The sequence below is a fragment of the Streptomyces sp. 891-h genome (assembly GCF_022760275.1).
Lineage (GTDB): Bacteria > Actinomycetota > Actinomycetes > Streptomycetales > Streptomycetaceae > Streptomyces > Streptomyces spirodelae.
In genome coordinates, this window is sequence record NZ_CP050693.1 from 6,668,329 (window position 1) to 6,688,586 (window position 20,258).

The window sequence follows — 20,258 nt, forward strand, 5'->3', positions numbered from 1 at the left end:
CGCGTGGTGGAAACTGTCTAGGGGTCACGGACGTTATCCCGGCGTCGAGAGTGACCAATGAGAGCATCGAGGGTCTGTCCTGCCCCACGGGCGGGTCTGTTTCGTGCGAGGGGAATCGCCCGTGAGTTTTTTTTCGAAGTTGTTCGGCAAGGGCCGTCGGGGCGGCGACACGGGAACTGCACGGCACCGTGCCCCCCAGGGCGCGGACACCCCGGGCGGTGCCCCGGAGAGCGGCACCGAGCGCCCACTGTTCCGCGATGAGGTGGCCGGACCCGGAGGGGACAATTCGGGTGGTCACGGCGCGGTTTCTGTTGACCCTGGCACACAGGGACGCATAGGTTCCCAGGCACCGCCAACCTCAAATTCGGGTGGAGGTTCTGCCTTGCCGGTGTGTAACAGGTGTGGAGCCCGCGTCGCGGAAGCGAGCCGGTTCTGCTCCAACTGCGGCGCTCCACTGCGGGGCGGCGTGCCCGCGGAAGGGTCGTCCGAGACGACGTCCACGATCTCCATCTCGGGGCTCGAGGCGTACGACTCCGAATCGACCGGCCAGCACGCCTCCCCGGTGCTGCCGCCCGAGGCGCAGGCGGCGGTGGACGCGCTGCCCATGGGCTCGGCACTGCTGATCGTGCGGCGCGGCCCCAACTCGGGCAGCCGGTTCCTGCTCGACGGTGAGCTGACCACCGCCGGGCGCCATCCGGAGAGCGACATCTTCCTGGACGATGTCACCGTCTCGCGCCGCCACGTCGAGTTCCGGCGCGGCCCGGACGGGGTCTTCACCGTCTCCGATGTCGGCAGCCTGAACGGCACCTATGTCAACCGCGAGCGGATCGAGACCGGAGTGCCGCTCAGCAACGGCGACGAGGTCCAGATCGGAAAGTACCGGCTGGTCTTCTACGCGAACCAGCGCACCTACTGACAGTCCCGGCAGGGAGGGTCATGCTGCACACGCCGTCCGGCGGTGCCCGAACGGGCGCCGCCGCCGGGCCCGAGAGCGCGTCGATGAGCATCGGGGCCGTCCTCCAGGCGCTCCGTGCGGAGTTTCCCGAGGTCACCGTCTCCAAGATCCGGTTTCTCGAGGCCGAGGGGCTGGTCGAGCCGGCGCGCTCACCGTCCGGATACCGCAAGTTCCGGGCCGAGGACGTCGAGCGGCTGGCCTATGTGCTGCGGATGCAGCGTGACCACTATCTGCCGCTGAAGGTCATCAGGGAGCACCTCGAAGCGGGCGGCGAGGCCGCTGCCCAGCCGCCCGCACCGGTGGTGGGGCCCCGTGACCCGGAGGGACCTGAGGCGATCCCTCCGGCTCCGGTCGTCCGTACCGGGCGCAAGGAGCTGCTCGGGCTCGTGGGCGCCGAGGAGTGGGAACTGGCCGAGTGGGAGGAGTACGGACTGCTCGCCCCGGCCGAGGACGGCACCTACCGGCTCGGTGAGGTGGCCGTGGCCCGGCTGGTCGCTGAGCTGGGCAGGCACGGGGTGGAGGCGCGTCATCTACGGGCGGTGAAGGCCACGGCGGACCGCCAGCTCGATCTCGTCGAGCAGTTGGTCGCCCCCCTTCGGCGCCATCCGGACCAGCGGACGAGGGAGCGTGCCGAGAGCACGGCGGACGAACTGGTCGATCTCTCCGTGCGGCTCTACGGGGCCTTTGTGGAGTCCGCGGTACAGGCAGTCGGCACGCGGGGTGACTGAATCAGCACACGGATGCCGGTGCCGGACGGCTGCCCGACTACCCAAACAGGCGCGGCACGGCCTAGGGTTGCTGTGTGAATGAGCTCGACGTCGTGGGTGTCCGGGTGGAAATGCCCACCAACCAACCGATCGTGCTCCTGCGAGAAGTGGGAGGCGACCGTTACCTCCCCATCTGGATCGGCCCGGGGGAGGCGACCGCGATCGCCTTCGCCCAGCAGGGCATGACCCCCGCACGCCCACTCACCCATGACCTGTTCAAGGACGTCCTGGAAGCAGTGGGTCAGGAGCTGACCGCGGTCCGCATCGTGGATCTGCGGGAAGGCGTGTTCTACGCGGAACTGGTCTTCGCCAGTGGTGTGGAAGTCAGTGCCCGCCCGTCCGACGCCATAGCGCTCGCTCTGCGCACCGGCACGCCGATCTACGGCAGTGACGGTGTGCTGGACGACGCGGGTATCGCGATTCCGGACGAGCAGGAGGACGAGGTGGAGAAGTTCCGCGAGTTCCTCGACCAGATCTCTCCGGAGGACTTCGGCACCAGCAGCCAGTGACGCTCCGCGGGAGCCGCCGCCGGACCGGATGCCACGGGCCGGAGGCCGGGGAGGAGTGTGCGGTGCGGAGTGGCGCCGCTGACCATTCGGCCAGCTATTCCCCGGCCGGGGGTACGCGAAACCACCCTCTGGGGGAATATCACTCGCCGTGCCGAGTGTGGCGATCGTTGACGCACTCGGAGTGACTGCCTACCTTCATGTGGGCAGGTTCCGGGGGTAACCCGGGATGTGAAGGACGGAGGTCGGCGTGACAAGCACCGGCGGCGAAGGTACGGCGGCTGGCGACTCGTCCCTACCCGACGGCCCACCCCCGGCCTCCGGCCGGGAGGTCGCCCCAGGGCGGCCGTCCCCCGCACCGTCCCCCGGCCCGCTGCCGGGTGGCGCCTCGGGGCCCACGGCCGACTCCCCGGCCGAGCAGGTCGGCTACCGCGGCCCGACCGCCTGCTCGGCGGCCGGGATCACCTACCGCCAGCTCGACTACTGGGCCCGTACCGGGCTGGTCGAGCCCAGCATCCGCCCCGCCTACGGCTCGGGCACCCAGCGCCTCTACAGCTTTCAGGACATCGTCGTCCTCAAGATCGTCAAGCGTCTGCTGGACACCGGTGTCTCGCTGCAGAACATCCGCGCCGCTGTCCGGCACCTGCGCTCCCGAGGCCGTACCGACCTGGCGCGGATGACGCTGATGAGCGACGGGGCCACCGTCTACGAGTGCTCCTCGCCCGACGAGGTGGTCGACCTCCTGCAGGGCGGTCAGGGCGTCTTCGGTATCGCCGTAGGGGTGGTCTGGAAGGACGTCGAGGGCGCTCTCTCACAGCTGCACGGGGAGCGCGTCGACACCGGCGAGACGCTGGTCAGGGATCACCCCGAGGACGAGCTGGCGCGGCGCAGGAATCGCGCCGGCTAGCGAGGCGACCCCATGTCGGCCGAGGCTGCCCTGACTGTTGGCGCGAGCCTCCGGTCCGCTGTGGCTGTGTGCGCAGTGCCCTGCCCCTGACGGGGCGCGGTCCGATTGTCAGTGGGGTGCGGCACCATCAAGGGCGTGAGAGCGTCGCCGACCATCCTGCATCTGGACATGGATGCCTTCTTCGCAGCCGTGGAGCAGGCATCCAAGCCCAGCCTGCGTGGGAAGCCGGTGGTGGTCGGCGGCCTGGGGCCGCGCGGGGTGGTCTCCACCGCCTCCTACGAGGCAAGGCGGTTCGGGGTGCACTCGGCCATGCCCACGGCCCAGGCCAGACGGTTGGCGCCGAACGCGGCGTATCTGGGTGCGCGCTTCGGCCTCTACCGCGCGGTCAGCGAGGTGGTGATGGAGTTGCTGCACGAGCTGTCGCCTCTGGTGGAGCCCCTGAGCCTCGATGAGGCCTTTGTGGACCTGGAGGCCGGGGAGGCGCTGAAAGGGACGCAGAGCGGCACCGAGGGGGCGCGTCAGGTCGGTGAGCGGCTGCGGCGGGACATCAGGGCGGCGACGGGGCTGACCGGCTCGGTGGGGCTCGCGGGGTCCAAGATGCTGGCGAAGATCGCCTCGGAGCAGGCGAAGCCGGACGGCTTGGTGCTCATCCCGGTGGCCACGGAGCGCGGGATGCTGGCGCCGCTGTCCGTGCGGACGCTGCCGGGGGTCGGCCCCGCCACCGCCGAGGTGTTGCGCAAGGCCGGCATCACCACCGTCGGGGAGATCGTCGAGGCGGGAGAGGACGAACTGCTGCGCCTGCTCGGCAAGGCCCATGGCACCTCGGTGCACGCGATGGCCCACGGCATCGACGACCGTCCGGTGGTGGCCGAGCGGGACGCCAAGTCGGTCTCCGTCGAGGACACCTACGACGTGGACCTCACCGACCGCACCCGGGTGCGGCTCGAGGTGGAGCGGCTGGCCGAGCGCTGTGTGACGCGGCTGCGCGCCGCCGGCAGATCCGGGCGCACCGTGGTCATCAAGGTGCGCAGCTACGACTTCTCGACCCTCACCAGATCGGAGACCCTCCGGGGCCCGACCGACGATCCCGGGGTGGTCAGGGAGGCGGCGCTGCGGCTGCTGGACGGGGTGGACACCACGGCCGGTGTGCGGCTGCTGGGCGTGGGGGTCAGCGGGCTCGCCGACTTCACGCAGGAGGACCTGTTCGCCCAGGCTCAGGCGGCGCTGAGCGAGGAGCGGGCCGACGGTAGGGCCGAGGGGAGGACCGAGGGCAGCGGGCCGCAGCGTGCCCCCGGCCCGGCCGAGACGGAGGAAGCCGAGGGAGGCCACCGCGGGGCCGAAGGGAGCCACAGCGGGGCCGAGGGGCAGCCGCGGACGGCCCGCGCCGCGCTGGAGCCCGCGTCCGCCGTGGAGGAGCCGGGCGCGGCCGTGCCCGCCGACCGGCGCTGGATTCCGGGCCAGGACGTGTGCCACTCCGCGTACGGCAGAGGCTGGGTGCAGGGCAGCGGCGTCGGCAAGGTCACGGTGCGCTTCGAGGAGCCGGACACGCCGCCGGGCCGGGTGCGCACCTTCTCCGTCGACGACCCCGATCTGCTGCCGGCCGAGCCGAGGATGCTGGACGCGGACATCGCCGCCGCGCTGGCGGCTCAGTCCCCGCCGCCGGCTCAGTCCCCGGCGCCGGCGATCCGCCCGAAGTCCCGGTCCGGCGGCGGGGGAGTGTCCTCGTCCGCCGGGACGTCGAGCCCGTAGTGGCGGTAGAGCTGGAGCTCCTGCTGCGGGGAGAGGTGCCGGCCGACGCCGAAGTCGGGGGCTCCCTTGATCAGCGCGCGCTCGAACGGGATGCGCAGTCCTGTCTCGTCCAGGCTGGAGGGCTCCAGCGGTACGAAGGCGTCGCGGCTGAAGATGCCGGTGCGCAGCGCTGCCCACTCCGGCTCACCTGTGGCGTCGTCGAGGTACACCTCGTCCACCGTGCCGATCTTGACACCCTCGCTGTCGAACGCTTTACGGCCGATCAGGCTCCGCGGATCTATCTCGGTCTGCACGGGTCTCCTCCCACAGGGTCGCAGCGTGCTCGCCACGCTCGTCCTCACCAAGCTCGGGCTCGCCACGCTCGGCTCACCAATGCTCGTAATCTCCACGAAAAGGCACTTTTCGACGGATGGCTACTTGAGCGCACACCGGGTTACCACTCAAGGGGGCGCTGATACTCTCGAAGTGGCTGTCGACCCCGTGCGGGAGAGTCCTCCGGTGCAGCATCCGGAGGCGCCGAAGGAGCAACTCCTCCCCGGAATCTCTCAGGCTCACGTACCGCGCGGACGAGGTCACTCTGGAAAGCAGGGCGGGCCCCGGACCAGCGCCGAAGCCCCTCCTCACCGACGGTGTAAGCCGGGCGTCCCGCACCTGGGCGGCTCGGTGAAACTCTCAGGTCGAGATGACAGAGGGGGAGGCCGTCCGGGCACCCGTGGAAGGTGCCCCTCGCAGGTCGCAGAGACCAGGAGGCCCCCGCAGATGACTTCCCATCGCACCCCGCTCTCCGAACTGGAGAACGGCACTCCCTTCGAGAGCCGCCACATCGGACCCGACGCCGGCGCCCAGGCCAAGATGCTCGCGCAGGTCGGTTACGGGTCGCTCGACGAGCTGACCGCTGCTGCGGTTCCCGAGGTGATCCGCAGCACCGAGCGGCTCCGGCTCCCCGAGGCGCGGAGCGAGGCCGAGGTGCTGGCCGAGCTGCGCTCCCTCGCGCGCCGCAACCAGGTGCTGCACTCCATGATCGGCCTGGGCTACTACGGCACCGTCACCCCGGCGGTCATCCTGCGCAATGTGCTGGAGAACCCCGCCTGGTACACCGCCTACACCCCTTACCAGCCGGAGATCTCCCAGGGCCGGCTGGAGGCGCTGCTCAACTTCCAGACCGTCGTCTCCGATCTGACCGGGCTGCCGACGGCCGGTGCCTCGCTGCTGGACGAGCCCACGGCCGCCGCCGAGGCGATGGCTCTCTCGCGCCGGGTCGGCAAGGTCGGCAAGAGCGGCGGGGACGTCTTCCTGGTCGATGCCGACTGCCTGCCGCAGACGATCGCCGTGCTGCGCACGCGCGCTGAGCCGACCGGGGTGGAGGTCGTGGCCGCCGACCTGAGCGACGGCATCCCCGAGGAGCTGGCCGGGCGCGGCGGTGTCTTCGGCGTACTCCTCCAGTACCCGGGCGCATCGGGCGCGGTCCGCGACCAGCGCCGGGTGATCGAGCAGGCGCACGAGCTGGGCGCGGTCGTCACCGTCGCGGCCGATCTGCTGGCGCTCACCCTGCTGACCTCGCCGGGTGAGCTGGGCGCCGACATCGCCGTCGGCTCCAGCCAGCGCTTCGGTGTGCCGATGGGCTTCGGCGGGCCGCACGCGGGCTATATGTCCGTCCGCGAGAAGTTCGCCCGCAGCCTCCCCGGCCGGCTCGTCGGCGTCTCCAAGGACGTCGACGGCGAGCAGGCCTACCGTCTCGCCCTGCAGACCCGCGAGCAGCACATCCGCCGCGAGAAGGCCACCAGCAACATCTGCACCGCGCAGGTGCTGCTCGCCGTGATGGCCGGGATGTACGCCGCGTACCACGGCCCCGACGGGCTGGCCGCCATCGCCCGGCGCATCCACCGCTACGCGACGCTGCTGGCCGCTGGGCTGCGGGACGGCGGCGTGGAGATCGTCCACGAGCGCTTCTTCGACACCGTCACCGCACGCGTCCCCGGCCGCGCCGCCGAGATCACCGAGCGGGCCCGCGAGGCCGGGATCAATGTGCGCCAGGTGGATGCCGACCACATCGGCATCGCCTGCGACGAGACCACCGGGCGCGAGCAGATCACCGCGGTGTGGCGGGCCTTCGGGGTGACCGTGGCCGACGACCTGGACGCGCTGGACGCCGCGCTCGGTCAGGACGCGCTCCCCGGCGAGCTGCTGCGCACCGACGAGTACCTCACGCACCCGGTCTTCCACGAGCACCGCTCCGAGACGGCGATGCTGCGCTACCTGCGCCGACTGGCCGACCGCGACTACGCGCTGGACCGCGGCATGATCCCGCTCGGCTCCTGCACGATGAAGCTCAACGCCACCACGGAGATGGAGCCGGTCACCTGGCCCGAGTTCGGCGCGCTGCACCCCTTCGCGCCCGCCGAGCAGGCCGAGGGCTATCTGACGCTGATCCGCGAGCTGGAGGAGCGGCTGGCCGAGGTCACCGGCTACGACAAGGTCTCCTTGCAGCCCAACGCCGGCTCCCAGGGCGAGCTGGCCGGGCTGCTGGCCGTACGCGCCTACCACCGGGCAAACGGCGAGCCGCAGCGCACCGTCTGCCTCATCCCGTCCTCGGCGCACGGCACCAACGCGGCCAGTGCCGTGATGGCGGGGATGAAGGTCGTCGTGGTCAAGACCAGCGACAACGGTGACGTGGACGTGGCCGACCTGCGCGCCAAGATCGAGCAGCACGGCGACGAGCTGGCCGTCCTGATGGTCACCTACCCCTCGACGCACGGTGTGTTCGAGGAGCACATCACCGAGGTCTGCGCCGCCGTGCACGACGCGGGCGGTCAGGTGTACGTGGACGGCGCCAACCTCAACGCGCTGCTGGGGCTGGCCAGGCCGGGCCGGTTCGGCGCTGATGTCTCGCACCTCAACCTGCACAAGACGTTCTGCATCCCGCACGGCGGCGGTGGCCCTGGTGTCGGTCCGATCGGGGTGCGCGAGCACCTGGCGCCGTACCTGCCCAACCACCCGCTCCAGCCGGCCGCCGGCCCCGAGACGGGCATCGGGCCGGTCTCCGGGGCGCCGTGGGGCTCGGCCGGGATCCTGCCGATCTCGTGGGCGTATGTGCGGCTGATGGGCGCCGAGGGGCTGCGCAGGGCGACGCAGGTGGCCGTGCTCAGCGCCAACTACATCGCCAAGCGCCTGGAGCCGCACTACCCGGTGCTCTACACCGGGCCGAACGGCCTGGTGGCGCACGAGTGCATCGTCGACGTACGGCAGCTGACCAAGCAGACGGGCGTGAGCATCGACGACGTCGCCAAGCGGCTGATCGACTACGGCTTCCACGCGCCGACGATGTCCTTCCCCGTCGCAGGCACGCTGATGATCGAGCCGACCGAGAGCGAGGATCTGACCGAGGTCGACCGCTTCTGCGAAGCGATGATCGCCATCCGTGCGGAGATCGAGAAGGTCGGCACGGGGGAGTGGGACGCGCAGGACAACCCGCTGCGCAACGCCCCCCACACGGCCGCGATGCTCAGCGGCGAGTGGCAGCAGGGTTACGGACGTGAGGAGGCCGTCTTCCCGGTGGGCGTCCGGGCCACCGACAAGTACTGGCCGCCGGTGCGCCGCATCGACGGCGCCTACGGTGACCGCAACCTGATCTGCTCCTGCCCGCCGATGGCGGAGTACGACGCGGGGTAGTCGGGCGCCGAAAGTTTCGGCTGAGCCCGTCGTAAGGGCCGCCGGACTCTCGTCCTCGCGGATATCTCCGCCGCGACCGGGGGCACCTCCCGGCCGAAGGCCGGGGGAGGGCAACCACCAGGGTGAGGATCCGGCGGCCCTGCGACGACCGCAACGGTCACGTTCGGCCGGCCCGCGACCGCGGGTTACGCGGCGGTGATGACGTGGCGCGTGCCGAGCGGCTTGTGCGGAGCGATGATCTGGCCGTCCGGCAGCAGCTCTCCCGTGTCCTCGAAGAGCAGAACTCCGTTGCAGAGCAGGCTCCAGCCCTGCTCGGGGTGGTGGGCCACGGGCTGCGCGGCCTCCCGGTCTGCTGACTCCGCTGTCGGGCACGGTGGCTGGTGCTGGCACATTGTCGGTGTCGTCTTCCGTCGTGTAGTGGCGTCTGTTGTGCGGCTCTTGCTGTGCATGGCCGTTCCCCCGTAACCACGTACGTGCGTACGTTCCGGTCATCTCCCAGTGTTCCGCTGCCGGCTCGAATCCGCAGGGATTTCGCGTCAGCTCGTACCCAACCGCACAGACGCATCACCCGGGCGGGCGGTTGCGCCCAACTGCACGGTCATTCCGGGGGGTTCGGCTCTCGCGAAGACTAGCCCATCCGGAGGGGCGCACAGCGGTGAAAGGGCGAGTCGCGGGGACAGCCGCCGGTCGCACGACGGTCCCGGACGCCGATTGCCCACCCCTCTCAGGCGGTACGCAGCAGGGGAGCCGGCTGCGAGCCCGTCCCGGGGCCGTGTCCGGTCGCCGGGGTCGCGGAGGCGACCAGCCTGCGGGTCAGCACGGGCAGCAGCGCGTCCACGCGGTGCGCGGTGTGCGGGGCGATGCCGGGCGGCGCGGGGGCGAGCGGGATCAGCAGGTCGGCCGGATCTGGCGTACCGCCGCAGGGGTCGGCCGCGGTGTCCGCGTGCAGCCACAGGGTGAGCATGTACAGCTCGGGCATCGACAGCAGCCGCGGCTGGTACGGCGCCGGCAGCAACTCGGCCTGGCGCATGGCCCGGACGGTCGAGAGGACGTAGGGGCCCTGCCGGAACTGGCCGAAGGCCCAGCCGTCCGCCGTCAGTACGGCTTCGGCTGTCCCGACGTACGCTCCTTGAGCACCGTCGCCGCCCATGCCCTCGTCGGACAGCAGAAAGCGCCAGCCCGTCAGCCGGGTGCGCGGAGCGGCGGCCGCCGGTTCGTCGGCGCGTCCGGTGGAGCGCTCGACGGCGTGTTCGGTGGTGCGCGGCGCGACACGCGCCATCTCGTACGCCGGGAGCGGAAGTTCGGGACGCAGGGGGCCCTGAGCGGTGCGCAGTGCCATGGGGGCTCGGGAGCTCCGGACCGCGCTCGGGGAGCCGAGGGCGGTCAGGACACTGCGCAGGGCGGGGGCCGGGGCCGAGGGTACGTGCAGCGGCATGGCGGGTCGCCTCTCTTGGGAGACACAAGGTGCTGGCGGGGGCGCGACGGCTGTGTCGGCGCGGGATGGCCGCGGAAGCGGCAGGAGGGGTCGACGGGGGCGGGCCGGGATCGCCAAGTCTCTGCCTCGTTCGCGCAGTTTATACGAGATGTGTTCGAGAAGTGTTTCTGCTAACGTGCCCCGTTGTTTCCCGTAAGGTCATATCCGGCCGAATCGGCAGGCTTTTCACCTGCACGGATGGCGAGGATGCGTGGATGACCTCGGATTCTGGGGGAAACGCGGTCGGCCGGATGGCGTCGGTGATTTTCCGGAGATCTGTGCCGCACGGGCTGGACGCCGCCGTATGCCGAGGGAATGTGCCGTCCGCCGTACGCCAGCCTAGCGGCAGTTACCCGCCGCGTCAGCCCTGCCAGGCGTTATCCGGGGCGCGGCAGGGCATCATCGGTGCACGCTCGGCCGGGACCTCCGGCAGCATCCACCAGCAGGGAGGAAGCCTCCGATGGGAGAGAAGGTCGTCGCCGACAGGTTCGACCTGTCCGATCGACGGCGATACCGGCAGAAGCTGCACAAGTGCCTCCAGGGACTGTGGCAGCTCCTGGAAGAGAAGAGGTTCGATCGCCCCAGGAATCTGATGGGGCTGGAGATCGAGCTGAATCTCGCGGACGCCCAGGGTCAGCCCCTCATGGTGAATGCGGAGGTACTCCAGCACATCGCCAGCTCGGATTTCCAGACCGAACTGGGGCAGTTCAATCTAGAAGTGAATATCGTGCCGCACGCGCTGTCCGGCAGAGTTCTCGATCAGCTCGCCGAAGAACTCCGCACCGGGCTGGCGTACGCGGACCGGCAGGCCAGCGAGGTCGACGCGCGTATTGTCATGATCGGAACCCTGCCGACACTGACAGCGCGCGACCTGACCCTGGCCAATCTCACCGAGGGCGACCGCTACCGGCTGCTCAACGACCAGATCATGGCGGCCAGGGGCGAGGAAGTGGCCCTCGACATCGAGGGCGTCGAACACCTGGTGAGCACCTCGGAGTCGATAGCGCCGGAGTCCGCCTGCACCTCCGTGCAGCTCCACCTCCAGGTGACGCCCGGCCGGTTCGCCGACGTATGGAACGCGGCGCAGGCCGTCAGCGGCGCGCAGATCGCCATGGGGGCCAACTCGCCCTTCCTGTTCGGGCACGAGCTGTGGCGCGAGTCGCGCATCCCGCTGTTCCTCCAGGCCACCGACACCCGCCCCCCGGAGCTGACCGCCCAGGGCGTACGCCCGCGCACCTGGTTCGGGGAGCGGTGGATCTCCTCCGCGTACGACCTGTTCGAGGAGAACCTGCGCTACTTCCCTGCCCTGCTGCCCATCTGTGACGAGGAGGACCCGCAGCGGGTGCTGGCCGCGGGCGGAGTTCCCGCGCTGCCGGAGCTGACCTTGCACAACGGCACCATCTACCGCTGGAACCGGCCCGTCTACGGAGTGATGGACGGCGCCCCGCATCTGCGGGTGGAGAACAGAGTGCTGCCGGCCGGTCCCACGGTGACCGACGTGCTGGCCAACACCGCCTTCTATTACGGGCTGGTGCGCGCCCTGGCCGACGATCCGCGGCCGGTGTGGAACCGGATGCCGTTCGAATACGCGGAGCGGAACTTCGACGCGGCCTGCCGGTACGGGATCGAGGCCGAGCTGTGGTGGCCGCGCTCGGGCCGGGGGGCCGGGCTGGTGCGGCAGCCCGCCACCCGGCTGGTGCGCGACGAACTGCTGCCGCTGGCCGCCGCCGGGCTCGACGCCTGGGGCGTGGAGGCGGCGGACCGCGACCGGTACCTCTCCGTCATCGAGGAGCGCTGCCGGCTGCGGGTCAACGGCGCCTCCTGGCAGGCGGCGGCCTACCACCGGGCCGTCGATTCCGGCCTCGACCGGGAGAAGGCGCTGGCCGCCGTGGCCCGCGCCTACTGCGACCGGGCGTCGGACGGCGCCGCGGTGCACACCTGGACGGAGGGGCCGTAGCGGAACATCAGCGCAGGGGCGACCAGGTGGCCGAGTCCGTTGCAACGCCCGCCGATCCCGGTTGCCGGGACGGCGGGCCCCGCGTGTCCGGCCCGCCGAAGCCATCGGGCAAGCTGTGACGTGGCACGACGGCTGTACTGCGGCCCTGACGGCGGTACTGCGGCCCGTGTGCCGCCGGTCGGCAGCGGGCCGGGGCAGGTGGGGGTGACAGGAGGAGACGGGATGGACACGGCGTTCGCAACGGGAGGTTCGCGTGCGCGCACAGGCGCCTGACGACCCACTGCCCGCACCAGCGGCCCCCGCCGAGGGGTTGTCGCGACGAGGGCTCCGCACCGAGCTGCTGCTCGTCCTCGCCCTCTCGCTGGGGGCCAGCGCCGTCTCGTCGCTGATCAGCTTCCTCGGAGCACTCACCCGACCGGGCGGGCTGGCCGACCAGGCGGCCCGGCTCAACTCCTCGCAGGCGCCCGGGCGGCCCTGGCTCGACCTGGCCTGGCAGCTGTTCGGGATCGCCACAGCGCTGGTTCCCGTCGCGCTGGTGGCACATCTGCTGGTCCGCGAGGGCACCGGCGGGCTGCGCGTACTCGGCTTCGATCTCCGTAAGCCGGCCTTCGACCTGAGCCGGGGTGCAGTGGTGGCAGCGGGCATCGGCGGCTGCGGGATCGGCCTCTACCTGCTGGCACAGGCCGGCGGCTTCAACCTCACCGTGGAGCCGGAGTCACTGCCTGCCGTGTGGTGGAAGTACCCCGTGCTGATCGCCTCCGCCGTGCAGAACTCCGTGCTGGAGGAGGTGATCGTCGTCGGCTATCTGCTGCGCCGGCTCGACCAACTGGGCTGGTCGCCCCTCGCCTCGCTCTCCACGAGCGCCGTGCTGCGCGGCTCCTACCACCTCTACCAGGGCATCGGCGGGTTCTTCGGCAACCTGGCGATGGGCCTGGTCTTCGGTCTCCTCTACCGGCGCTGGGGCCGCGTGGGGCCGCTGGTGGCGGCCCACGCGCTGATCGACATCGTCGCGTTCGTGGGGTACGCGCTGCTCGCCGGCCGGGTGGACTGGCTGCCCACACCGTGACAGCGGCTACAGCCCGGTGCGCAGCTCCGCGTCCAGCACGGTGATCGCCTGCCCGTTCAGCAGGGTGCGGTCGCCGCGCAGTATCGTACGGACACGGCCGGTGCGCCGTGACGCCTGAAGGCCCGTCAGCGTTTCGCGGCCGAGCCGCCCCGACCACAGGGGAGCGAGCGCGGTGTGCGCGCTGCCGGTGACGGGGTCCTCCGGCAGCCCCTGCGACGGCGCGAAGACCCGCGAAACGAAGTCGTGCCCCGGCTCACCGGGTCCGGACCTGTCCTGGGCCGGCACTGCCGCGGCGGCCGTCACCACCACGACCGGGGCCGGGAGGGCGGCGACGGCGGCGGAGACGGGGGCGAGTTCCCACACCGTCTTCTCGTCGGCGATCTCCAGCACCAGCATGCCCAGCGTGCCGGTGTCCCAGGCCGCCACGGCCTCGGCCCCCAGCGCCTGTCCGGCGCCGTCCGGTACCGGGATCCGCGTCAGCTCTGCGGTGGGAAAGTCCAGAGTGAGGGTGGAATCCGGCTCGCGCGACGCGCTCAGCACCCCGCTGCGGGTGCGGAAGCGCACCCGCTCGCCCTCGTGCAGCAGGCCGTCCTCGGCGAGAACCTGGGCGGTGGCGAGTGTGGCGTGGCCGCACATGTCCACCTCCGTCGTCGGCGTGAACCAGCGCAGTGCCCAGTCGGCGTCCCGGTCGCCGGGCAGCGGATGGGCGTAGGCGGTCTCGGAGAGGTTCAGCTCCGCCGCGACGGCCTGGAGGCGGCTCTCCTCCGGGAATCCGTCCCCGTCCAGGAGCACGACAGCGGCGGGGTTCCCGGTGTAGGGGCGGGCGGCGAAGGCGTCAACGGTACGGATTCTCATGCTCTGGCACGCTACGGCGCCGGGGCTTTCGAGTGCAGGTCCAATTGGCACCGAGTGGCTCAGCACCGCTTGTAGAGGTACCCGTCCTCGCCCTCGGCACTGACGTCCAGGTCACGCCGGACGATCGACAGCCGCTCGCCCCATGTGCGGCACGCCGCCGCCAGCCCCTTTGCCGTGTACTCCACGTCCAGCACCCGGTCGTCGTACGCCTTCGCGTACTGCCCGCACTCCTTGTACTGCCCGCACTCCTCCGTCACCGCGAAGTCGAACCCCATCGCGGAGCGCTGCTCCAGCAGTTCCTGGCCGTTCTTCTGGCCGGCTGCCAGGCCGCTGCGGTGTGCGCGCCGGGTCAGCAGCGCGGCGAACTTCACGTTGTCGCCCCGCGTGAGGCGCTTGCCCGAGCGCTCGTAGGAGTCGAGGTTGTCCAGCTCGACCGCCTGGAACCCCTTCTCGGCGCAGCCCTCGATCCAGCGCCCGACGATACGGGCCAGCGCCTTGCGGCGGGCGGCGGTGCGGGTGTCGAGCAGCGCCTCGTTCCAGTCGGTGTCCATCACCGGCTTGCCGTCCGCGTCGTGCAGCACCAGCTCGGGATGGTTCTCCTGCCACCAGTCCAGGGCGCCCGGCTGGGCCTGGAAGCCGTTGACGTAGCAGATGCTGTACCGCCCGGCCGCCGGCTTGTCCGAGCGGTCTCGGGAGACCACCCGTACCCCGTCGGGCGGGGTGTAGCCGCCGCCGATCTGGTAGTCGAAGCCCGCGTGCACCGGCGGCAGTGCGGGCCGGTCGGCCGTGGAGGTGCGTTCGTGGTCCGGGGTGCCACCGTCCGGGCCGCCGCCGCACGCGGCGAGGCCGGCCACTGCGAGGAGGGCGGCGACGAGCGCCGGGACCCGACGGCTGCGGGCTGCCGAGGCGGCGGGCGTGGACATGCGGGCGGCTCCTGACAGTGCGCGGAAGGCGCCGACCGCCCCCCTGCGTACAGCTTACGGAGCCGTTCCTGGCGGCTGAGCCCCTGGTCGGCGCGGTTGCGGGCCCGGCGGCCGGGCCGGGCTGTGGGGCGCTGCCGGGGGCCGCTGTCGTGTGACTGTGCGTGCCGTTGTCGCGAGTCCTTGCCAGGCGACTGCTTCCGATATATCGTCGAAGCATCGCGACGGATCAAAGATGTGATGCGAAGGAGTCAACGATGTATCCCTACGGTGCAGAACGTGGCATGGAACAGGGCGCCCGGCAGTACGGTCCCGGCGGGGAGCGCGGCGAGATGCCGGCCGGTGGCGTGCCCTTCGGTCCGCGCGGCCGCGGGCACGGTCATGGCCGGGGCCGGGGGTACGGCCCCGGCAGGGGGCGTGCGGCCTTCGGCCCCTTCGGGCCTCCCTTCGGCGGGCCCTTCGGTGGCCGGGGGCGCGGGGGCGGGCCCCGGGGCCGGGCCCGGCGCGGTGACGTGCGGGCATCGATCCTGGCGCTGCTCAAGGAGCGTCCGATGCACGGCTACGAGATGATCCAGGAGATCGCCGAACGCAGCGGCGGCGCCTGGAAGCCCAGCCCCGGCTCCGTCTACCCGACGCTGCAACTGCTGGAGGACGAGGGTCTGATCGCCAGCGAGAGCGAGGGCGGCAAGAAGCACTTCTCGCTCACCGAAGCGGGCAGGTCCGAGGCCGAGGCCGGTGCCGAGGCCCCCTGGGAGGACGCGGGACGCGGCCTCGACTGGGAGGCCGTGCAGGAGGTGCGCTCCGCGGCCGGCGGGCTCGCGGCGGCCTTCCAGCAGGTGTGGGCGACCGGCACCGAGGAGCAGCGGCAGAAGGCGCTCCGGGTCGTCAACGACGCCAAGAAGAGCCTCTACCTGATCCTCGCCGAGGAGGACTGAGTCCAGGCCCCGGCTCGCCGGTGTCCCTCGTCCGCCACGGCGGGCTGGGGCGTGCGCCGCAGCGTCCGGGCCACCGTGTCTCCTTCCCAGGGAGGAGACGTCCGACCTCCGTGCCCACCTTTGGGGGGACCGGCATATGCCACGGCACGTTGATGAATTCTCACAGGTGCGTGTGATGTGGTGGTTCGGTGCACAGCTCTACACCGCCCAGTCTCTCGGCCGAAGCGGGAGTCGACGCCGTCGTCGACCCGCAGGTCAGTGCTGCGCTGGCTGATGTGATCGCCACCGCGCGCCGCCGTGCGGCACGGGACGGCGACCGGCAGATCGACACGGCGCACCTGCTGCACAGCCTGCTGGAGTCCGACGGCGGCACCTGGGAGCTGCTGGACGGCGGTGGCCCGCAGCTCGGCAAACTGCTCGGCTATCTCGTGCAGCGCAGCATCGGCTACGGCCTGCGCTGGCAGAGCACCGTGGAGGACTCCGGCGCCGTGCCCGCCGTATCCGACCAGCCCGGCGGTGTGCCCGGCTGGTCGCCCAGCGCGCAGGCGGCGCTGGAGCTCGCAGCAGACCGCGCCCGGCGGCTGGCCAAGGAGCGGACCGAGGGCGTCGATCTGTTCGCCGGGGTGGTGGCCGACCCCGAGTGCCGAGCGGTCGAGGTGCTGCGCCGCGCCGGAGTGGACGTGGCCCGGCTGGCCGGCCGGCTCGGGATGGGCGACGAGGTCTGAGGCGGCGACAACCGGGCCGCGGTATCAAGCGCGGTGCCGATCGCAGAGCGCTGGTCGCAGCGCCCCCCGCAAAGCGTCAGTCACAGCCCGTGTCAGGGGTCTCGGGGATGACACTCCTGTCGTCCGCTGAGATGATGCGGCGATGCGAACCGACCCGTCCGCCATGGACGTCTCCCGCGCCCGGACCTCGGGCCTCGTGCTCGCCCTGGTCTCCGCCTGCGCGTTCGGCAGCTCGGGCGTCGCGGCGAAGCCGCTCATCGAGGCGGGCCTGGAGCCCCTGCACGTCACATGGCTGCGGGCCACCGGCGCTGCGCTGGTGCTGCTGCCACTCGCCTGGCGGCACCGCGCCCTGGTGCGGGAGCGGCCTTGGCTGCTGCTGGGTTTCGGGCTGCTGGCGGTCGCGGGGGTGCAGGCCTTCTACTTCACCGCGCTCTCCCGCATCCCCGTCGGTGTCGCGCTGCTGATCGAATATCTCGCCCCGGCCCTGGTCCTGCTGTGGGTGCGGTTCGTCCAGCGCCGTACGGTCACCCGGGCCGCCGCCGTCGGCATGGTGCTGGCGGTCGGCGGCCTCAGCTGTGTCGTCGAGGTGTGGGCCGGGCTCCGGCTGGACGGACTGGGGCTGCTGCTGGCGCTGGGGGCGGCCTGCTGCCAGGTGGGCTACTTCGTCCTCGCGGACCACGGCAGCACGGCCGAGGAGGGCGATACGGCCAAGCCGCCCGCCGACCCGATGGGGGTCATCGCCTACGGGCTGCTGTTCGGCGCGCTGGCGCTGACCGTCGTCGCCAGGCCGTGGCGCACCGACTGGCCGGTGCTGACCGGGACGGCCACTGTGCACGGTACGCAGGTGCACGGGCTGGGGCTGCTGGTCTGGATCGTGCTGGTGGCCACCGCCACCGCGTATCTGACCGGGGTGGTCGCGGTGCGGCGGCTCTCCCCGGCGGTGGCGGGTGTGGTCGCTTGTCTGGAGGCCGTCGTCGCGACGGTGCTCGCCTGGGTGCTGCTCGAGGAGCACTTGAGCGCCGTCCAGTTGGCGGGCGGAGTTGTGGTGCTGCTCGGTGCCTTCATCGCGCAGCGCTCCACGCCCAAGGCGCGGAGCGGCGAGGCAGTGCCCGAAGCCCGCGCCGACCCCGCCGCGGGTTCCGGTACCGCACCCGGAACCGGCGGTGCGGCGGAGGACGTCAGCGCGCGGTGAGGTAGCCGGGGACGGGGATGTCAGGTGCCAGGTCGTCCGCCGGTATCGGCGTGCCGTATACGGGGGAGACGGGCAGAACGCCGCTCCAGTACGGCAGGTCGAGGTCTTCGGGCTCGTCGTTGGGTCCGCCCGCGCGGGACTTGACCGACACCTCCTCCAGGTCGACGCGTACGACCGCGGTCGCGGCCAGCTCCTTCGGGTCGGCCCTGCGCGAGTCGGCCGCCCGGCCCGGGATGGCGTTGTCCACGATGGCGTCCAGTGCCATCAGCCGCTCCTCGTGGTCCGTCACCTGGTGGGCGAGGCCGTGTACCACCACCGAGCGATAGTTGACGGAGTGGTGGAAGGCGGACTTGGCCAGCACCAGCCCGTCCAGGTGGGTCACCGTGACGCACACCGGCATGCCGCCGTCCTCACGGCCCGCCTCGCGCAACGGCCGGGACCCCGTGGAGCCGTGCACATACAGCCGTTCGCCCACCCGTGCGTACAGCGTGGGCAGGACGACGGGCGCACCGTCGCGGACGTAGGCGAAGTGGCACAGGTAGCCGTCGTCCAGCACGGCGTGCACTGCTGCGCGGTCGTAGGACATGCGGTCGCGAGCCCTGCTGCCAGTGGTGCGCGGGGTCCGGGGGTAGCTGTCCGCACCGGAGGGCGAGTCGGCCATTTGCATACTCCTATTGCACTAGTGCATAATCTTGTTTGTGCTAGGAGAGTACCGGATCAAAGGCCGGGGTGCAGCAGAGATCGCCGACAGCGTGGAGCACGGCGTCGGCAGCGGCGCCCTGCTGCCGGGCGAACCGCTTCCGCCCCTGCGGGAGTTGGCGGCCGAACTGGGTGTGAACCCGAACACCGTCGCGGCGGCGTACCGCACGCTCCGCGACCGCGGCGTCATCGAGACCGCCGGCCGACGGGGCAGCCGCGTGCGGCAGCGACCGGCCACCGCGCCGCGCGAAGCCGTTCGGGTCGAGCCGCCCGTCGGCGGCGTGGACCTCTCCACGGGCAACCCCGATCCCGCGCTGCTCCCTTCCCTCACCGAAGCCCTCGCCGTCTCGGCCGACCTTGCGGCACGCGCCCCGGTGCTCTACGGCGCTCCGGACGCCGACCCGCGGTTCGCCGCCCTGGCCCGCCAGGCGCTGGACGCCGACGGGGTGCGGGGCGGGCCGCTCGCCGTCACCTCCGGCTCGCTCGACGCCATCGAACGCGTGCTGGCGACACACCTGCGGCCGGGCGACGCCGTAGCCGTCGAGGACCCCGGCTGGGGCTCCCTGCTCGACCTCGTCCCGGCGCTCGGGCTGCGACCGTTCCCGGTGCCCGTGGACGACGACGGGCCGCTCCCCGCCGAACTGGAGGGCGCGCTCGGCCGGGGGGCGCGCGCCGCAATCGTCACCGCCCGCGCGCAGAACCCGACAGGCGCCGCCGTCTCGGCAGTGCGCGCCCGCGAACTGCGCACCGTGCTGGCGGCACACCCCGGGACGCTGCTGATCGAGGACGACCACGGCCACGGCATCGTCGACCTCCCGCTGCATCCCCTCGCGGGCACCACCAGCCGGTGGGCGCTGGTGCGCTCCACGGCCAAGGCGTACGGGCCGGATCTGCGGCTGGCCGTACTGACGGGTGACTCGCTCACCGTCGACCGGGTACGCGGCCGCCAGCGGTTGGGCCCCGGCTGGGTCAGCCACCTGCTGCAGCGCGCCGTCGCGCACCTGTGGGAGACCGGCGCTGCCGACCCGGCGCGGGTGGCCGCCGCGTACGGTGCCCGCCGAACCGCACTGGTGGACGCGCTGACGGCGCGGGGCGTCCCGGCGCGGGGGCGCAGCGGCATGAATGTATGGGTGCCCGTGCGGGACGAGACCGGACCGGTGGCGCGGCTGCTCCAGGCGGGCTGGGCGGCGGCACCCGGCGCCCGCTTCCGGCTCGGCTCGCCGCCCGGGCTGCGGCTGACGGTCTCACCGCTGTCCCTGGCCGACATCGAGTGCCTCGCCGACGACGTCGCCGCGGCGCTGCGCCCGGCGGAGGCTGCGCGGTACGACTGACGCCGAGGCGGTCACGGGTCTGGAGGCCGGGGATGGGGCGGGGCGCGGGGCCACTACTCATGCGGCCGGTTCACACTTTGCGGAAGTCCCAGGAGACCACCGACTCGGGGACCAGCCTCAGCCAGGCGTGCCGACCGTCGTACGGCATTCGGTCCATGGCGAAGTACTTGGCGGGGAACAGCCGCTCCACCTCGGAGAGTTCCGGACACGGCTCGCCCGTGCGGGGGGCCTCGCCGACGAACTCGGCGCGGCCGGACAGCTCGACCCCGCGCAGCTCCCCGTACTCCTCGCCGTCGTCCACCAGCACGGCCAGCCGCGGATCGTGGCACAGCTGCGCCCATCTCCTGCTGCGGGTGAGCGAGTACATCCACAGCGCCCGGCCGTCCCAGCAGAACCACAGCGCGCCCACATGGGGCGCGCCCCGCCGGCCGACCGTGGCGACCCGGCAGGTGCGCCGGGTGCGCAGGAAAGCGTCCCGCTCCTGCGGCGTCATCATGATCCGGCGACCCCGCCGCTGCTGCACGTCGGCCATCTGTCCTCTTTCGCCGAGG

The 20,258-nt window shown here is 71.9% G+C and carries 19 protein-coding genes, 1 pseudogene and 1 riboswitch; of the genes and pseudogenes, 13 read left to right on the top strand and 7 right to left on the bottom strand.

Annotation, left to right across the window (positions count from 1 at the left end; genetic code table 11):
• Positions 1–388: 388 nt before the first annotated feature.
• The 6 genes and pseudogenes from HC362_RS35105 to HC362_RS29345 form a co-directional block, all read left to right on the top strand.
• Positions 389–451 (top strand): annotated as a pseudogene (locus tag HC362_RS35105) (zinc-ribbon domain-containing protein); the annotation flags it as partial.
• Between the two features lie 15 nt (positions 452–466).
• Positions 467–916 carry an FHA domain-containing protein gene (locus tag HC362_RS35110; RefSeq protein ID WP_347568545.1) on the top strand — a complete coding sequence of 150 codons (450 nt, stop codon included), beginning with the start codon at positions 467–469 and terminating at the stop codon, positions 914–916.
• 20 nt (positions 917–936) lie between these two features.
• The gene (locus tag HC362_RS29330) at positions 937–1,683 is read left to right on the top strand and encodes a MerR family transcriptional regulator (protein ID WP_243087173.1); all 747 of its coding nucleotides are present in this window, start codon (positions 937–939) and stop codon (positions 1,681–1,683) included.
• A gap of 74 nt (positions 1,684–1,757) precedes the next feature.
• On the top strand, positions 1,758–2,231 hold the full coding sequence (locus tag HC362_RS29335; RefSeq protein WP_026004895.1) for a bifunctional nuclease family protein: 474 nt from the start codon (positions 1,758–1,760) through the stop codon (positions 2,229–2,231).
• Positions 2,232–2,478: 247 nt separating this feature from the next.
• Positions 2,479–3,135 (top strand): MerR family transcriptional regulator, encoded by a 657-nt coding sequence (locus HC362_RS29340; protein ID WP_243087174.1) that lies wholly within the window; start codon positions 2,479–2,481, stop codon positions 3,133–3,135.
• Between the two features lie 135 nt (positions 3,136–3,270).
• Positions 3,271–4,884: a DNA polymerase IV gene (locus HC362_RS29345; protein ID WP_243087175.1), complete on the top strand. Its 1,614-nt coding sequence runs from the start codon at positions 3,271–3,273 to the stop codon at positions 4,882–4,884.
• Here HC362_RS29345 and HC362_RS29350 read toward each other — a convergent pair.
• Positions 4,800–5,177, bottom strand: coding sequence for a PRC-barrel domain-containing protein (locus HC362_RS29350; RefSeq protein ID WP_243087176.1), 378 nt, complete (start codon positions 5,175–5,177; stop codon positions 4,800–4,802). The genes HC362_RS29345 and HC362_RS29350 overlap by 85 nt on opposite strands.
• A 180-nt stretch (positions 5,178–5,357) precedes the next feature.
• Positions 5,358–5,455, top strand: a riboswitch (glycine riboswitch).
• A gap of 188 nt (positions 5,456–5,643) precedes the next feature.
• On the opposite strand from HC362_RS29350, the gene gcvP reads away from it, so the two are divergent.
• Positions 5,644–8,553, top strand: coding sequence for an aminomethyl-transferring glycine dehydrogenase (gene gcvP, locus HC362_RS29355; RefSeq protein ID WP_243087177.1), 2,910 nt, complete (start codon positions 5,644–5,646; stop codon positions 8,551–8,553).
• Between the two features lie 185 nt (positions 8,554–8,738).
• Here gcvP and HC362_RS29360 read toward each other — a convergent pair whose 3' ends face one another.
• Both HC362_RS29360 and HC362_RS29365 read right to left on the bottom strand, forming a co-directional pair.
• Positions 8,739–8,945: a DUF5999 family protein gene (locus tag HC362_RS29360; RefSeq protein ID WP_243087178.1), complete on the bottom strand. Its 207-nt coding sequence runs from the start codon at positions 8,943–8,945 to the stop codon at positions 8,739–8,741.
• A 332-nt stretch (positions 8,946–9,277) separates the two neighbouring features.
• Positions 9,278–9,988: a hypothetical protein gene (locus HC362_RS29365; RefSeq protein ID WP_243087179.1), complete on the bottom strand. Its 711-nt coding sequence runs from the start codon at positions 9,986–9,988 to the stop codon at positions 9,278–9,280.
• 499 nt (positions 9,989–10,487) lie between these two features.
• Here HC362_RS29365 and HC362_RS29370 point away from each other — a divergent pair, with 499 nt between their 5' ends.
• Both HC362_RS29370 and HC362_RS29375 read left to right on the top strand, forming a co-directional pair.
• Positions 10,488–11,984: a glutamate--cysteine ligase gene (locus HC362_RS29370; protein ID WP_243087180.1), complete on the top strand. Its 1,497-nt coding sequence runs from the start codon at positions 10,488–10,490 to the stop codon at positions 11,982–11,984.
• A 280-nt stretch (positions 11,985–12,264) separates the two neighbouring features.
• Positions 12,265–13,050, top strand: coding sequence for a CPBP family intramembrane glutamic endopeptidase (locus tag HC362_RS29375; RefSeq protein WP_243088876.1), 786 nt, complete (start codon positions 12,265–12,267; stop codon positions 13,048–13,050).
• A gap of 6 nt (positions 13,051–13,056) precedes the next feature.
• On the opposite strand, the gene HC362_RS29380 is transcribed toward HC362_RS29375, so the two are convergent.
• Together HC362_RS29380 and HC362_RS29385 are read right to left on the bottom strand one after the other, a co-directional pair.
• Positions 13,057–13,905 (bottom strand): PhzF family phenazine biosynthesis protein, encoded by an 849-nt coding sequence (locus HC362_RS29380; protein ID WP_243087181.1) that lies wholly within the window; start codon positions 13,903–13,905, stop codon positions 13,057–13,059.
• 59 nt (positions 13,906–13,964) lie between these two features.
• The gene (locus HC362_RS29385) at positions 13,965–14,828 is read right to left on the bottom strand and encodes an endo alpha-1,4 polygalactosaminidase (RefSeq protein WP_243087182.1); all 864 of its coding nucleotides are present in this window, start codon (positions 14,826–14,828) and stop codon (positions 13,965–13,967) included.
• 254 nt (positions 14,829–15,082) lie between these two features.
• Between HC362_RS29385 and HC362_RS29390 the strand changes: the two genes are divergently transcribed.
• From HC362_RS29390 to HC362_RS29400, 3 genes are all read left to right on the top strand, one after another.
• A complete protein-coding gene (locus HC362_RS29390; protein ID WP_243087183.1) occupies positions 15,083–15,760 on the top strand; it encodes a PadR family transcriptional regulator in 678 nt (225 codons plus the stop codon).
• A gap of 188 nt (positions 15,761–15,948) precedes the next feature.
• Entirely contained in the window at positions 15,949–16,485 is a 537-nt protein-coding gene (locus tag HC362_RS29395) for a Clp protease N-terminal domain-containing protein (RefSeq protein ID WP_243087184.1), read from the top strand.
• Positions 16,486–16,648: 163 nt separating this feature from the next.
• Positions 16,649–17,677, top strand: coding sequence for a DMT family transporter (locus HC362_RS29400; RefSeq protein WP_243088877.1), 1,029 nt, complete (start codon positions 16,649–16,651; stop codon positions 17,675–17,677).
• Here the strand turns inward: HC362_RS29400 and HC362_RS29405 are convergent.
• On the bottom strand, positions 17,664–18,338 hold the full coding sequence (locus tag HC362_RS29405) for a pyridoxamine 5'-phosphate oxidase family protein (protein ID WP_243087185.1): 675 nt from the start codon (positions 18,336–18,338) through the stop codon (positions 17,664–17,666). The two genes, HC362_RS29400 and HC362_RS29405, sit on opposite strands and share 14 nt — an antisense overlap.
• Before the next feature lie 37 nt (positions 18,339–18,375).
• On the opposite strand from HC362_RS29405, the gene HC362_RS29410 reads away from it, so the two are divergent.
• The gene (locus HC362_RS29410; protein ID WP_243087186.1) at positions 18,376–19,707 is read left to right on the top strand and encodes an aminotransferase class I/II-fold pyridoxal phosphate-dependent enzyme; all 1,332 of its coding nucleotides are present in this window, start codon (positions 18,376–18,378) and stop codon (positions 19,705–19,707) included.
• Between the two features lie 70 nt (positions 19,708–19,777).
• Here HC362_RS29410 and HC362_RS29415 read toward each other — a convergent pair whose 3' ends face one another.
• The gene (locus HC362_RS29415; protein ID WP_243087187.1) at positions 19,778–20,239 is read right to left on the bottom strand and encodes a pyridoxamine 5'-phosphate oxidase family protein; all 462 of its coding nucleotides are present in this window, start codon (positions 20,237–20,239) and stop codon (positions 19,778–19,780) included.
• Positions 20,240–20,258: the final 19 nt, after the last annotated feature.

Bases quoted from the DNA above. Each gene is read 5' to 3' on its own strand.
- HC362_RS29370 (WP_243087180.1), top strand. From the start codon at position 10,488: ATGGGAGAGAAGGTCGTCGCCGACAGGTTCGACCTGTCCGATCGACGG.
- HC362_RS29400 (WP_243088877.1), top strand. From the start codon at position 16,649: ATGGACGTCTCCCGCGCCCGGACCTCGGGCCTCGTGCTCGCCCTGGTC.
- gcvP (WP_243087177.1), top strand. From the start codon at position 5,644: ATGACTTCCCATCGCACCCCGCTCTCCGAACTGGAGAACGGCACTCCC.
- HC362_RS29360 (WP_243087178.1), bottom strand. From the start codon at position 8,945: ATGTGCCAGCACCAGCCACCGTGCCCGACAGCGGAGTCAGCAGACCGG.
- HC362_RS29365 (WP_243087179.1), bottom strand. From the start codon at position 9,988: ATGCCGCTGCACGTACCCTCGGCCCCGGCCCCCGCCCTGCGCAGTGTC.
- HC362_RS29415 (WP_243087187.1), bottom strand. From the start codon at position 20,239: ATGGCCGACGTGCAGCAGCGGCGGGGTCGCCGGATCATGATGACGCCG.
- HC362_RS29390 (WP_243087183.1), top strand. From the start codon at position 15,083: ATGTATCCCTACGGTGCAGAACGTGGCATGGAACAGGGCGCCCGGCAG.
- HC362_RS29405 (WP_243087185.1), bottom strand. From the start codon at position 18,338: ATGGCCGACTCGCCCTCCGGTGCGGACAGCTACCCCCGGACCCCGCGC.
- HC362_RS29330 (WP_243087173.1), top strand. From the start codon at position 937: ATGCTGCACACGCCGTCCGGCGGTGCCCGAACGGGCGCCGCCGCCGGG.
- HC362_RS29380 (WP_243087181.1), bottom strand. From the start codon at position 13,905: ATGAGAATCCGTACCGTTGACGCCTTCGCCGCCCGCCCCTACACCGGG.
- HC362_RS29385 (WP_243087182.1), bottom strand. From the start codon at position 14,828: ATGTCCACGCCCGCCGCCTCGGCAGCCCGCAGCCGTCGGGTCCCGGCG.